The following is a 13,651-nucleotide window of genomic DNA, read 5'->3' as shown; positions in this document are numbered from 1 at the left end:
AGGCACACGCGACGAAACGCGCATGAAGTCATAAAGTTCGCGGGCGCGGGGTGTCTTCCCGCGATCACAGGAAGTGTCGTGAACTTTTTCGCACCATTCATCCGCCGGCCCATCGGCACCTCGCTGCTCGCGGCGGGCCTGACGCTGGCCGGCGCCATCGCATACATGCTCCTCGGCGTGGCGGCCCTGCCGTCGATCGAGGTGCCGGCGGTGTTCGTCAGCGTCCAGATGCCGGGCGCCAACGCGCAGACGATGGCCTCCACGGTCATCGCGCCCCTCGAGCGCCACCTGGGGCAGATCCCCGGCGTCGACCAGATGTACTCGAACAGCTCGGAGAACGCCGGGTTCGTGCGGGTGCGCTTCAACCTCGATCGCTCGACCGACGCCGCGGCCCGCGACGTCCAGGCCGCGATCAACGCCGCCGCGGCCGACCTGCCGGCGGGCATGCCGACGCCGCCGCAGTACTTCAAGTTCGACACCGGCCAGATCCCTGTGCTGCTCGTGGCGATGACGTCGAAGACGATGCCGCCCGACAAGCTCTACGATGTCGTCGATACGCTGATCGCGCCGTCCGTGGCGCAGATCGAGGGCGTCTCGCGCGTGCAGGTGTTCGGCGGCACGCCGCATGCGGTGCGCATCGAGCTGGACACGAACGCGCTGTCGGCGAAGGGGCTGACGACCAACGACGTGTCCAACGCGCTGCACGCCGCCAACGTCACCTCGCCCCAGGGCGTGCTCTCCGACGGCAACAGCCAGATGACCGTCGTGGCGAACGACGGCCTGCGCAACCCGTCGGACTTCGGCAACATCCTGATCTCCGTGCGCAACGGCATCCCCGTGCGCCTGTCCGACATCGCGAAGGTCTACAGCGGCCAGCAGGACCAGTACCAGAAGGCGTGGTTCCAGGGCGAGCGCTCCGTGACCATGCAGATCAGCAAGCGGCCGGAAGCCAACTCCATCGCCACGGCCGAAGCCATCCGCGCGGCGCTGCCGCGTTTCCGCTCGCTGCTGCCCGCCGATGCGCAGGTCACGCCGATCTTCGACCTGACGCAGACGACGCAGTCGGCGTTGCACGAGGTCAAGGTGGCCCTGCTGATCAGCATCGTGATGGTGGTGCTGGTGATGATGGTGTTCCTGCGTCGCGTGGGACCGACGCTGATCGCGACGCTGAGCGTGCCGCTCTCGCTCGCCGGTGCGTTCGTCATCATGTGGTCGCTGGGCTATACGCTGAACACGATGTCGCTGATGGCGCTGGTGCTCTGCATCGGCTTCGTGGTCGACGACGCCATCGTGGTCATCGAGAACATCGTCCGCCACATGGAGAACGGGGCGAAGCCGATGGATGCCGCGCTCGAAGGCGTGCGCGAGATCGGTTTCACCGTGGTGTCGATCACGCTGTCGCTCGTCGCGGTGTTCGCGCCGCTGCTGTTCGGCAACAACATGATCACCAAGCTGCTGCGCGAGTTCTCCGTGACGCTCGCCGCGGCGGTGCTGATCTCGGCCGTAGTGTCGTTGACGCTGACGCCCGCGCTCTGCGCGCATTACCTCAAGCACGACCGCCCCGACCGCCAGCCCGGACGCTGGGAAATCGCGCTGGAGCGCTTCGATCGCGGATTCCTCGCGTTCTATCAGCGCGGACTCGACTGGGCGATGCGCCATCGGCGCCTGATGCGCTGGCAGCCGTTGTTCCTGCTCATCGCCACCGTCCTGCTCGCCATCGCGGTGGTGAAGACCGCCGGCGGCAACTTCATGCCCGAGGAAGACACGGGCATGTTGCAGGCGGAGATCAACGCGGATGCGAACATTTCGCCGGACGAGATGGCGCGGCGCCTGAAGCGCGTCGGCGACATGATGCAGGCCGATGCCACCGTCGCGGACGTCACCACCATCCTCGGCGGCGACAACGGCGGCGCGGTCGGCAGCAACGGCATGATGTTCGTCGATCTGAAGCCCAAGGGCAGCGGGCCGGGCGAACGGCGCGAATCGATGAAGGAGATCATCGAGCGGATGGGCAAGGAGTACGCGAAGATCTCCGATGTGCAGGTCTTCATGAATCCGGTGCAGTTCCTCGGCGGCGGCGGAGGCAACAGCAATCGCGGCCAGTACTCGTTCCAGCTGATCAGCACCAGCGGCGAGAACCTGCAGCCGTGGGCGCTGAAGCTCGTGCGGCAGATGCGCACGATGAAGGAGTTCCGCGACGTCGGCAGCGATTTCGACACCGTCGGCAAGCAGCAGATGGTGAAGGTCGATCGCGACGCGGCCTCGCGCCTGCTCGTCGGCATGGGCGACATCGATTCGGCGCTGTTCAACGCGTTCGGTCAGCGCCAGGTGTCCATCATCTATTCGGACATCAACCAGTACTGGGTGGTGCTCACGGCCGCCGCCGCGCAGACGATCAGCCCCGAGGCGCTGCTCAACACCTACGTGAAGAACCAGGCGGGCAAGATGATTCCGCTGTCCGCCGTGGCGAAGATCGCCCCGGTGGCGGTGCCGAACTCCGTGACGCACCAGAACCAGCTGGAATCGGCGGACATCACCTACAACCTCGCGCCCAAGGTCACGCCGGATCGCGGCAACGCGCTGGTGGAGCAGGCGGTGCACATGATCCAGCTACCCCCGGGGATCCGCATGGACTTCACGGGCGCCAACCAGCGTATTCGTGACGCCCAGTCGAACGGCATGGTGCTGCTGATCGGCGCGATCGTCGCCGTGTACATCGTGCTGGGCATCCTCTACGAGAGCCTCGGACATCCCCTGACGATCATTTCCACGCTGCCGGCGGCGGGCGCCGGCGCGTTCCTCGCGATGCTGGTGACGCAGACGCAGCTCACGTTGATGGCGATCATCTCCGTGCTCCTCCTGATCGGCATCGTGAAGAAGAACGCGATCCTGATGGTCGACTTCGCGCTCGTCGCGCAACGCGAGCAGGGCATGTCGCCGGTGGAGGCCATCCGCCAGGCGGCGCTGGTGCGCTTCCGCCCGATCACGATGACCACGCTGGTGGCGATGGGCGCGGCGTTGCCGCTGGCCATCGGCTTCGGCGTGGGCTCCGAGATGCGCCGGCCGCTGGGCATCGCGATCGTCGGCGGCCTGCTGGTCTCGCAGCTGCTCACGCTGCTGAGCACCCCGGCGATCTACCTCTGGAACCACGACCGGAAGGAGCGCAAGTACCGCCGCATGCTGAAGCGTCGGTACAAGCGGTGGCAGAAGATCCGCAAGGCGCGCGACAAGGGCATCGGAAAGCTCGTGCCGAGCGAGGCCTGAGCGCGGCGTTCTCGCGGACCCATCGCCGATACGATCGGCTCCCACCCTCCGGTAGCGGGCGAAAAGGGCGGGAGCCGATCGCATCGGCGATTCCGCGACAGCGGGCCGACGGCAAGTGACGCCGAACCGCCGAATTCCTACAGTGCCACCCGGGCCGCCACGCTCCGCACGTAATCCCTCACGTCCACTGGCCACGCCTCCGTCAGTTCGTCGAAGCGGCCGACCTCGCCACGATGGAACGCCCGCGACGCCTCCTCGTACCCCGGTAGATCGCCAGCGAGCGCGAGCATCACACGGTCCACCGCCTCGCTCGCCTGACGGACCTCGTCCGCGGCGCCGGTCTCGCGACGGGCGGCCTCGACGAGCTTGCGCAGCGCCACGGAGGCACCGCCCGGCTGCGCCGCCAGCCAGTCCCAGTGCCTCGGCAGCAGGGTGACCTCACGCGCCACGACGCCCAGCTTCGGCCGTCCCGGTCCGCGCCGGGTCGCCGGCTCGGCGGCAGCCAGGCGCGCCAGCACGTCATGGGTGCTGCCGCGGTAATCGATGTCGACGGGTCGGCCGGTGGCGTCGTCGTAGACGATGGGCATCCCGTTCGGATCGGCGTCGAGGAACGCCTTGCAGCGCTCGGCGACGGCGATCAGGGAGCCCGCGGCGATGCGGGTGTGGTGATGAAAAGCGGTGTAAGTAGCCATGCCTCACATATTACCCGGGTTAAATATCGGACGCAATAAGTTCCGGGTAAATTTATGACGAGCTACGAGACGCCCCACGCATACGAATCCATCGACAGCACCCCGTACGTGATGCCGCCATCGATCGCCACGGGCGTGTCGTTGCCCGCCGCGCCGCGGGCGACCAGCAGCGGGAGGTAGTGTTCCTCGGTGGGATGGGCGCGGATCGCGCTCGGCGCCACGCTGCGGTAATCGCGCAGCGCATCGACGTCGTCTTCCAACACGGCCTTGCGGCTCCATGCGGCGAAGGCGCGCGCGTAATCGGCGACATCGCCGTCGCGGCGCACTTCATGGAGGTTGTGCGTGAGGCTGCCTGAGCCCACGATCGCCACGCCGCGATCGCGCAAGGGTGCCAGCGTCCGGCCCAGGCGCAACGCGGTGGCCGCGTCGAGGTTGTGCGGCATGGATACCTGGATGACCGGCGTGTCCGCGTCGGGCCGCAGGTAGCGCAGGGGCACCCAGGCGCCATGGTCGTAGCCGCGCTCGGCGTCGACCATCGCCACGAAGCCACCGTCGATCAGCAGCGAGGCCGTTTCCGCCGCGAGCCCGGGGGCGCCGGGCGACGGGTAGGTCAGCGAATACAGCGGCGGGGGAAAGCCGCCGAAGTCGTGGATGGTCGGCGGACGCTCCGCCCCGGTCACACGCACGCCGCAGGTCTGCCAATGCGGCGACACGACGACGATGGCCGACGCGGCCGCGATGCGCTCGCCGAGGTCGGTGAGGCGGGAGCCGAGCAGGCCGGGCTCCAGCGCGAAGGTCGGGGCACCGTGGGAGACGAAGATCGCGGGGGCGCGGAACATGGGGAAATCACCGGGGGACGAGGCCTGATGCCACCCGTTCAATGTAGGCGCGCGACGGTCGGCGATAAATCGCCGTGCGGAGAACGGATTGGCGCATCAGGCGAACGACGCGCCAGCTCGCCTAGGTCACCCGATCGACCTGCCTGTCGCGCCCGAGCTGCTCGACCGGCACGGGCCGGGAGAAGAAATAGCCCTGCATCGCGACGCACGCCTCGTCGAGCAGCCAGCGCCGCTGCCTTTCGGTTTCGACACCCTCGGCCACCACGTGCAGGTCGAGGTTGCGCGCGAGGAAGACGATGGAGCGGCAGATCGCGGTGTCGAAGTGGTCTTCTTCGATGCGCGCCGTGAAGTGCCGGTCGATCTTGATCTTGTCCAGCGGGAGGCGCGACAGATACGTGAGGTTGGAGTAGCCGGTGCCGAAATCGTCGAGCGCGATGGTCACGCCCATCGCGCGTAGCTCGTGCAAGGTGCGGATGGCGCGCTCGGGCTCGTGCATGAAGGCGCTTTCGGTGAGCTCCAGCTCGAGCGCCGACGCGCGCGCGCCCGTCTCGTCCAGGATGCGCCGGACTTCCGCCGCGAGGTCGGTATGCACCAGCTGCTGCGCGGAGACGTTCACCGCGATGCGGCAGTGCTGGCCGAGCGTCTCGAGCACCAGCCGCTGCTGCCGGCAGGCCTCGCGCAGCACCCACTGGCCGATCGGCACGATCGCGCCCGTTTCCTCGAGCAGCGGCACGAGGCGTTCGTTGCCGAGCAGGTCGCCCGGCGCCGAGGGCCAGCGCAGGAGCACCTCGACGCCGGTGACCGTGCCGTCGGCACCGTCGTGCTGCGTCTGCCACGCGAGCGCGAGTTCGTTGTCGAGGTTGGCTTCCGACAGCCGCGTCAGCACGTTCAGGCGCGCCATCGCCGTGGCATGCATCTCCGCGGAATAGCAGCGCCAAGCGTGCCGGCCCGAGCGCTTCGCGTCGTACATCGCGGTGTCGGCGTTGCGGATGAGCGTATCCGCGTCGGCGCCGTCGCGCGTCGCGAACGCGACGCCGATGCTGCACTTCAGGCGCTGCAGCGTGCCGTCGACCGCGAGCGGCTCCTCGATCGCGCGCTGCAGCCGGGGGAGGATCTCGACGGCCTTCACCGGGGACTCGTCGAAGGGCACCATCGCGACGAACTCGTCGCCGCCGAAGCGGCCCACGTGGCCCTGCGCGCCGAGCACGTCGCCGAGGCGCAGGCTGATGTCGCGCAGCACCTGGTCGCCCAGCACGTGACCGAGCGCGTCGTTGATCACCTTGAAGTGGTCGAGGTCGATGAACATCACCATGAGGCCCGTCCCCGCGGCGACCGACTCCACGAGGAGCGCGTCGAGGCGCTCGCGCAGCGCGCGCCGGTTGGGCAGGCCGGTCAGTTCGTCGTGCGTCGCCTGGTGGTTCAGGCGATCCTCGTAGCGCCGCTGCTCCGTGACGTCGCGGATGATCGCCAGCGTGCCGCGGCCGCGCGGGTCGCGGTAGTCGGACAGCGCCAGTTCCGCTTCGAAGGGCATGCCGTATTCGGGCTCGATCCACGCCGTCGCATTGGTGCCTTCCGGCGCGCCGCGGTCGATCGCTTCGAGCGCCTCGGCATCGAGGAAGTTCGCCGCCCGGCGCCCGACCAGCGGCGCGGCCATGCTGCCGAGCCGTTCTTCCGCGAGGTGGTTCGCGTATTCGATGCAGCCTTCGCGAACGATCAGCAGCGGCAGCGGCATCCGCGCCAGCAGCTGACGATAGGCCGCCTCGCTGGCCGCGAGGTCGCGGTCGATGTTCTCGAGCCGCTGCCGCGTCTCGTGCAGCACCGTGATTTCGCTGATCGTGCCCGAGAGGATGGAATGACCTTCCTCGTTCGTGATCCGCGCCGCGCGCAGGTTCACGCGCACCTCGCGTCCATCCGGCCGGCACAGGCGATGTTCGCACTCGTAAGGCCCGTCGCCATGGGAGAACAGCCGGAGCCACTCGACGATGTCGGACTGGTCGGCGGGATGCACCAGCTTGTAATAGGTGCCGATGCGCCCGCCCACGCGCTCGGGCGGAAGACCGGTGATCTCGTGGACGAGACCCGACCACGCGATGGTCTGGTTGACCAGATCGGCTTCCCACAGGCCGATGTGACCGGTGCGCTGCACGTCGCCGAGATGTCGGGCGCTGCGCGACAACGCGTCGACGAGGCGCGTCTGGCGGCGGTAGGCGCGGTCGAACAGCGCGGCGAAGCCGTTGAGCAGCAGGACGAGCGCCAGGGTGGCCAGCATCGACGGTCGCGCCTGGCGCATCCAGTCGGCGACGATGCCGTTGCGGTCGAGGCTGACCAGCGCGACGAACGGATAGCGCGCGGACGCCTGCCAGGCGTAGAGACGGTCGTCGTCGTCGTAGTGTCCGACCTGTCCCGACGCCGGCAAGGGGCGCGTCCAGCGCGCGTCGATGTCGTCGCGATTCGTGGCGAACGGACGGCCGTCGAGCGAGAAGACGGTCATCGACGCGTTGAGCCCGAGCAGCGAATGGCGCATCCCGTCGCGCACGCGCGCGGCGTCGATCAGCGTGCCGAACGCGGCCGGCTGCGGAACGCGCGCATCGACGAGGACCCGGATCGCCGGTGGCTCCGCGCCTTGGCGGTCGGCGATGCGCACGCGCACGCTGGCGCCGAGCGCCATGCGCCGAGGGGCGGCGAGGCTCCCGCGCCAGTCCAGCAGCGGCACGCTGGTGGAGGCGATGAGGCGGCCGTCGGCGTCGAGCGCCACGAAGGCGGGTAATTCCGGGTGGCGGGCCTGCACCTCCGCGAGGCGCGCGTGCAGGGCGCCGGGTTCGGGACCGTCCACCGCGTTACGCAACGCGAGCAGCGGTCCCAGGCTGGCGTCGATGTCCTGGTCGATCATCCGGACGGTGCCGGAGGCCGACCCGGAGAGCTGGCGGCGGGCGTTGCCGAGCATGCTCCGGTACCCGTCGAGCTGCAGCAGCGTGACCAGGGCGACCACGCCGACGGACAGCGCCACGGCCACGGCCCAGACGGCCAGTCGCGCGTGGCGCACGCGCTTCCGACTCGCCAGCTTGAGCGCCGTGCCATCCATCCTCTGTGTTCCCTCTGCCGTGACGGCCGTCCTGCCCGAACGGAATCCGTGGGGTCTGTAACGGCATGGCGCCCGCCGCCTTGAACGGCGATGCGTGAAGGAGCGCATGTCCGGCCAAGCCGCGCTCGGTCGCCGTTGCGAATAATTGGCCGCCCCCCCTTTATTCACGCCGACTGAACACTATTTACCGAACGATTCAGTTCACAAACGTCCCAACACAAGGCCCCCGTCCCATGCGCTCGTCCCGCCTCGCCCTCGGCGTCCTCGCCGCCCTGTCGCTCGCCGCCGTTTCCGTTCCCGCCGCTGCCCAGACGCACCTGGAAGTGCAGGGTGGTCGCAGTTACATGAACAGCTACGGCACCAACGCGTTCTTCGTCGAGGCCGTGTTCGACCCGCAGACCATGGGCCACAGCCGCTTCACGTGGTCGCCGGACGTCTCCATCGGCTACATCAAGGGTCGCGACATCAATCGTTACCGCAACTCGAATCCGGGCGTCGACGACGACATCTGGGTCGGCGCCCTGGGCGCGCGCTTCCACTACGGCAGCGCCGGCGACTGGTACCAGCCGTTCTTCTTCAGCTTCCAGGTCGCGGGCACGGCCGGCGGCCGCACGCAGGCGCTGTCCAGCGGCTACGAGTTCGTCAGCACCCTCGGCTGGCAGTACAAGAACGTCAGCTTCCAGGTCCGCCACATCTCCAACGGCGGCTTCCAGGAGCCGAACCGCGGCGAGACCATGGCGCTGGTGGGTATCGGCTTCGATATCTGATTCAAGCGAAGCGCGCTTGCCGCGCGCGGGGCGGGGAGGTGGGAATCGGGAGCGGCACGGCCGGCGTACGCATGAGGGCGCCGACCGTTTGCGCTGGCGGTACGGTAACCGCAGCGCAAACGGTCCTCCTGGCCTTACGCCGGGAATCGCGCTCCCATTCCCCACCCCCCATCCCCCTGCGCTGGAATCCAGCCCCGAGGCGATCGCGCGCGCCGGGTCGGCTCAAAAGTCCAGCACCGGCCCGCGCATCCGATGCGACGGCGCCTGGCGCGCCGTCATCGCCAGTTCCATCTGCCGCTCCTGCTCCCGCTCGACGGCCTGCTCGTCGAGCGTCGCCGCTTGGGCGAGGCTCGCCTCGCGCGGCGGGGCCGGCGTGGTCGCGTCCACCGCGAAGCCGGGCCGCCAGAGCGTGGACCCGAAGACGATCATGTCCCTCGTGTCCAGATCGACCGGCGGCAGGTCGCTTTCGCGATGGATGCCCGCCTGTCGCGCGGCGAGCGCCGCCTCGGCGACCTTGTCGTCGGTGACCTCGATCGGCATCTGCAGGCGGATGGCCGCATAGATCGGATCGTCGCCGGCCTGGGGCAGCGTGGATAGCGGCCTCACGTCGGCAAGCGGATGCGGCGAGGCGATGTGCTTGCCCGGGTCGTCCGGATGCATCGCGTCGCGCGCCGCTTCCCGCTCGTGGCGCAGGCGATGGGTATCCTCCAGTTCGCGTCGCAGCGGTCCGTCCTCGACGGCATGCACCCTGTCGATGAAATCGAGCGCCAGCGGTGGCGGCACCCGTTGTTCGAGCCAGCGTCCGTCCTCGTCGCGGGTGTAGTGGCGATCGCCCTTTCCGATCAGGTGCGGGTCCAGGTGCGGCCGGTCGTGCATGGCACCGGCATAGGCCTCGGCCATGTCGCGCGCATAGACGAGGCGGTCGACCACCGGCATGTCCTGCGCGGCGGCGAGACTGGCCAGCGTGTCGGCACCGCGGTAGAGGCCCAGCGCGTCGTTGTCGAGCATGCTCGACCAGACCTTCTCCATGCGCTGGTCGACGATGCGCGCGGTGTGCGCGGCTTCGTCCGGCACCGGCTCGCCGCGTTCGCGGTGCGCCGCGATCTGCCGCGCAGCTTCGGCCTCGCCGGCGCGGCGCGCTGCGGTCAGCAGCTTATTGGGGGTCCAGGCGTCGGCGTCGACTTTGATGTTCTGGAAGGCGGCCTTGTGGACCTGACGGACCTCATCGGCCCGGAGGTTCAATGCGAGCGCGAGCCGACCCGCCTCGAAATGCTGCTGCCGAATGACCAGGTCCCGCTGCATGAGGTCGACGCCGAAGCGGTCCCATTCCCGTTCGCTGAGGGCGATGCGATGGTGACGCCAGGCGTAGTTCTGCGCGTAGAGGTTCGCGGTGGCACCCGGCATGTTGTCGTTGCGGACCACGCCCAGCGCCAGTCGTCCGTAGCCGTCGTTGCCAGGGAGCTGGGCGAGGTAGTTCCAGTAGAGTTCGCGATTGCCTTCCGCTGCGTAGTGCCGGAGCACCACCATGTCGCGCTCGGAAAGAGCGGGCGCGTTCATCGCATTTCTCCGTTAGCGAGGATCGCGCGGACGCGCGTTTCGATGCGTTTCCAGTCCGGCGCGATGATCCGCTGGTAGGTGATGTAAACGTCCGCTTTGTACTCGCGAAGAAGGAAGGAGTGGGTGCAGGTAGCTCGCCGAAAGACGCTGGGATCGTGCGCCAGGCGGCCGTTCACCAGACGCACGCCATCGGGCACGGCCGCGACCGAGCACTTGAGCACCGTACGCGGGATACCGTGTTCGTCCATGTCGACGAACCAATCGTTCTGGGCGTCGGGTAGGCCCGCCGTGGTATCGAACCCGTCGATATCCTGGTAGTAACGCCGTATCGCGGGCAGGTCGGCGTAGTACGACGTTAGGCCGTGGAACGGGTCGCCCTTGATCCGCAGGTCCAGATTGTCGTCGGGGCGCTTCCGGTCCTCGGGGTGGTTTGGACGCAACGGCTGGACCCATCTGAGGGGCAAGACGCGGGCCTCCTCGTCGGTCAGGTTTTCCAGATAGCTCATCTGGATATCGAGCGTCGACAGGAACGTGTCCTGATCGGCGTCCTCGTCGAGGTCCGGCGGAAGCGGTTCGAGCGTCGGCCAGTTCAGAGCGATGCCGACGCTGTGGCGCATGGGCCGGATCAGGTTATGGAACAGCCGCTGCTGCACGCAGAAGCGGTGCGGGCCGAGGTGGAAGCTGCTCGTCGCCTCCGGTGCCATCGAATCGGGTGGCCAGAACGGACAGGGGTCGGCTGCCGTCGCGACGGGCGGTGTCGCGGTCGGCGGGGGTGACGAGCAAGCGGCGATCAGCGTGGCCGCGAGCGCGGCGAGCGTACGGGCTAGCGGCATCGGAGCTACGCGCCCAGCGCGAGGACGGCCATAGCCGTCGTTGCCGGGAAGCTGGGCGAGGTAGCTCCAGTAGAGCTCGCGATTGCCTTCCGCTGCGTAGTGCCGGAGCACCACCATGTCGCGCTCGGAAAGAGCGGGCGCGTTCATCGCATTTCTCCGTTAGCGAGGATCGCGCGGACGCGCGTTTCGATGCGTTTCCAGTCCGGCGCGATGATCCGCTGGTAGGTGATGCGCGCGGCCGACTTGTATTCGGGGATCGCGAACATGTGCATGCATGTTGCGCGTCGGAAGATTTTGGGATCATGCACCAGGCGATCGTTCACCAGGCGCACGCCATCGGGCACCTCCGCGACCGAGCACTTGAGCACCGTGCGCGGGATGCCGTGTTCGTCCATGTCGACGAACCAGTCTTCCTGAGTGTCGGGCAGACCGGCCCGCGTATCGTGGCCGTACAGATCCTGGTAGTAACGCCGGATCGCGGGCAGGTCGGCGTAATACGGCGTCAGGCCGTGGACCGGGGCACCCATGATCCTCAGGTCAAGATTGTCGTCGGGGCGCTTCCGGTCCTCGGGGTGGTTTGGACGCAACGGCTGGACCCATCTGAGGGGCAAGACGCGGGCCTCCTCGTCGGTCAACTTGTCGAAGTAGTCGATCCTGATCTCGAGAGTCGAGACGAAGGTGTCCTGATCGGCGTCTTCGTCGAGGTCGGGCGGCAGCGGTTCGAGCGTCGGCCAGTTCAGCGCGAAGCCCACACGGTCCTGCGATGCCCGGATCAGGTTATGGAACAGCCGCTGCTGCACGCAGAAGCGGTGCGGGCCGAGATGGAAGCTGCTCGTCGCCTCCGGGGCCATCGAATCGGGTGGCCAGAACGGACAGGGGTCGGCTGCCGTCGCGACGGGCGGTGTCGCGGTCGGCGGCGGTGACGAGCAGGCGGCGAGCAGCGTGGCCGCGAGCGCGGCGAGCGGGCGGGGCAGCGACATGGGGGCTCCTTCGAGGATGGGCGGCGCGGGCAAGTTGCGCACCGGGCGAGGCAGACGACAGCGCAGCGGACGCATGAGGTCCGGCGCGACGATCAGCTGCTCTCCGCCGCGCGGGCGAAGCAGGTCGTCGACGCTCACGGCTTTCGGGTAGTGCGCGGCTTGGTATCGGCCGCGGTGCGCGAGATGCGCCGCGAGCGCCGGCGCCTCGCGCGTGGCGCGGTCGGTGTCGCGCCAGCCGTGCCAGGCCACCACGCCGAAGAGATCGCCCATGAGCGCGGCGCCGCCCGTGTCGCCGAGGCAGGGCGCGAGGCGCCGCACCGATGCGAACACGCGCAGCGGCTCCGGCGACGCCATGTGCACCAGCAGGCCGGCCGGGCGCGGCCAGTGATCGAGTGCGTGGATCGCCAGCGTGCCCTCCGCATGGCGCATGGCGTCGCGCCATTGTGCGAGCAGCGCGTCGAGCAGGGGCCCGGCCGCATCGCAGCGGCCCGCCGGCACGTGCACGTACACCGTGCGCGGGTCGCTCGCGTCGAAGCGCAGGGCCGTGCCGCGCGTGCCGGCGTCGATGTCCTCGCCCGCGAAGGCGCGCAGCGGTTCGGCGAGGCGTTCCGCCACCGCGTCGAGCAGGACGGCATCGCACGCCGCGCAGCGGCGCAAGCTGTCGCGCGTCGTCGCGCGCAGCCCGGGCGCGTCCGCGAGCGCGTGCAGCCAGGCCGGTTCGAGCCGCCCGTCGCCCGTGGCGAGCAGCCGCCAGAGGTCGCCGGGCGCGGGTGGCACGGCCTCGCCGCCCGCGCGCAGCACGTCGTCGACCGCGTGCACCAGGGCGACGAACACCGCATGCACCTGACTGACGAGCGCGCGCTCCATGCGGCGCCGCTCGGGAAACCATCGCTGCGCCAGCGCCTGCAGCGCGGTGTCGTCGAGGGCCTCCGACCGCCAGCCGGCGGCGAGCGGATTCCATGGCACGCCGCCGCCGAACGGCGCCAGCCGCACGATGCCGCCCTCGGCCGCGCGCTGGCCGGCGGTGTCGCGATAGAGCAGGCCGTCGACGTCCAGCACCAGCAACGGTCCCGTGGCCGTGACGACGGCGTCGGCCAGGTGCCTCAGCGCCGGCCCGTAGTCGGGCGCCACGATCAGCAGCGATTCGCCCGGCGGCAACCGCAGCCGGCGCACGAGACCGCGCCCGAGGCTCGGCTGGTGCGGACGCGTCCATCGCGGCCGATCCGGCAGTTCCCGCGGCGACAGGAACGGGCGCACGCGGGCGGGCCGCGGAAAGGCGAGCCACCTTTCGCGTCGGTGCCGGATCCACGCCACGCATGCCGCCAGCGGCAGCAGCGCCCCGAGGGTGCCGCCCCAGCGGATCCGCGTGGCGAAGGGGCGCACCGTCGGCATGTCGAGCGTGCCGACGTAGTCGAACGCGAGACCGAAGCGCAGATGCTCGAAGGGAAGCCCGAGCACGAGCAGGATGCCCGCGCCGGAAAACAACGGAGCCAACATCAACGCGCCGAGGCCTGCCAGGCCTGCTCCACGGCGCCACCACCAAGGCTTCATGCCTTTTCCTTTCCTCACGTCCGGCCGCGGATGCTGCCATCGCCGCGCGGCGCGTGCACCGTCACATCGCCGTAGACCGCCTGAAA

Annotated in this window: 8 protein-coding genes; 2 read left to right on the top strand and 6 right to left on the bottom strand. The window is 69.1% G+C overall.

Features of this window, described 5'->3' with window-relative positions; genetic code table 11:
• Positions 1 to 78: 78 nt before the first annotated feature.
• Positions 79 to 3,264 carry an efflux RND transporter permease subunit gene (locus BMY69_RS01585; RefSeq protein ID WP_090175094.1) on the top strand — a complete coding sequence of 1,062 codons (3,186 nt, stop codon included), beginning with the start codon at positions 79 to 81 and terminating at the stop codon, positions 3,262 to 3,264.
• Positions 3,265 to 3,401: 137 nt separating this feature from the next.
• Here BMY69_RS01585 and BMY69_RS01580 read toward each other — a convergent pair whose 3' ends face one another.
• The 3 genes from BMY69_RS01580 to BMY69_RS01570 form a co-directional block, all read right to left on the bottom strand.
• The gene (locus BMY69_RS01580) at positions 3,402 to 3,956 is read right to left on the bottom strand and encodes a DUF2239 family protein (protein WP_090175093.1); all 555 of its coding nucleotides are present in this window, start codon (positions 3,954 to 3,956) and stop codon (positions 3,402 to 3,404) included.
• 62 nt (positions 3,957 to 4,018) lie between these two features.
• Positions 4,019 to 4,795, bottom strand: coding sequence for a dioxygenase family protein (locus BMY69_RS01575; protein ID WP_090175092.1), 777 nt, complete (start codon positions 4,793 to 4,795; stop codon positions 4,019 to 4,021).
• A 121-nt stretch (positions 4,796 to 4,916) separates the two neighbouring features.
• Positions 4,917 to 7,877: a bifunctional diguanylate cyclase/phosphodiesterase gene (locus tag BMY69_RS01570; protein ID WP_177191043.1), complete on the bottom strand. Its 2,961-nt coding sequence runs from the start codon at positions 7,875 to 7,877 to the stop codon at positions 4,917 to 4,919.
• A gap of 233 nt (positions 7,878 to 8,110) precedes the next feature.
• Between BMY69_RS01570 and BMY69_RS01565 the strand changes: the two genes are divergently transcribed.
• Positions 8,111 to 8,644: an acyloxyacyl hydrolase gene (locus tag BMY69_RS01565; protein ID WP_090057896.1), complete on the top strand. Its 534-nt coding sequence runs from the start codon at positions 8,111 to 8,113 to the stop codon at positions 8,642 to 8,644.
• 222 nt (positions 8,645 to 8,866) lie between these two features.
• Here BMY69_RS01565 and BMY69_RS01560 read toward each other — a convergent pair whose 3' ends face one another.
• From BMY69_RS01560 to BMY69_RS01550, 3 genes are read right to left on the bottom strand one after another with little or no spacing between them, the layout of a single operon-like run.
• Positions 8,867 to 10,201 carry a hypothetical protein gene (locus tag BMY69_RS01560; protein ID WP_090175090.1) on the bottom strand — a complete coding sequence of 445 codons (1,335 nt, stop codon included), beginning with the start codon at positions 10,199 to 10,201 and terminating at the stop codon, positions 8,867 to 8,869.
• The gene (locus BMY69_RS01555) at positions 10,198 to 11,181 is read right to left on the bottom strand and encodes a hypothetical protein (RefSeq protein ID WP_090175089.1); all 984 of its coding nucleotides are present in this window, start codon (positions 11,179 to 11,181) and stop codon (positions 10,198 to 10,200) included. The genes BMY69_RS01560 and BMY69_RS01555 overlap by 4 nt, the downstream gene beginning before the upstream one ends.
• Positions 11,178 to 13,565: a hypothetical protein gene (locus tag BMY69_RS01550; RefSeq protein ID WP_090175088.1), complete on the bottom strand. Its 2,388-nt coding sequence runs from the start codon at positions 13,563 to 13,565 to the stop codon at positions 11,178 to 11,180. The genes BMY69_RS01555 and BMY69_RS01550 overlap by 4 nt, the downstream gene beginning before the upstream one ends.
• Positions 13,566 to 13,651 lie beyond the last annotated feature (86 nt).

Source organism: Luteibacter sp. UNC138MFCol5.1, from assembly GCF_900110505.1.
GTDB lineage: Bacteria > Pseudomonadota > Gammaproteobacteria > Xanthomonadales > Rhodanobacteraceae > Luteibacter.
The sequence above is the reverse complement of the archived record's forward strand: the minus strand, read 5'-3'. Positions and strand labels throughout refer to the sequence as shown.

Excerpts from the sequence above, each read along its gene's own strand:
- BMY69_RS01580 (WP_090175093.1), bottom strand. The coding sequence starts at position 3,956 with ATGGCTACTTACACCGCTTTTCATCACCACACCCGCATCGCCGCGGGC.
- BMY69_RS01575 (WP_090175092.1), bottom strand. The coding sequence starts at position 4,795 with ATGTTCCGCGCCCCCGCGATCTTCGTCTCCCACGGTGCCCCGACCTTC.
- BMY69_RS01570 (WP_177191043.1), bottom strand. The coding sequence starts at position 7,877 with ATGGATGGCACGGCGCTCAAGCTGGCGAGTCGGAAGCGCGTGCGCCAC.
- BMY69_RS01565 (WP_090057896.1), top strand. The coding sequence starts at position 8,111 with ATGCGCTCGTCCCGCCTCGCCCTCGGCGTCCTCGCCGCCCTGTCGCTC.
- BMY69_RS01560 (WP_090175090.1), bottom strand. The coding sequence starts at position 10,201 with ATGAACGCGCCCGCTCTTTCCGAGCGCGACATGGTGGTGCTCCGGCAC.
- BMY69_RS01555 (WP_090175089.1), bottom strand. The coding sequence starts at position 11,181 with ATGAACGCGCCCGCTCTTTCCGAGCGCGACATGGTGGTGCTCCGGCAC.
- BMY69_RS01550 (WP_090175088.1), bottom strand. The coding sequence starts at position 13,565 with ATGAAGCCTTGGTGGTGGCGCCGTGGAGCAGGCCTGGCAGGCCTCGGC.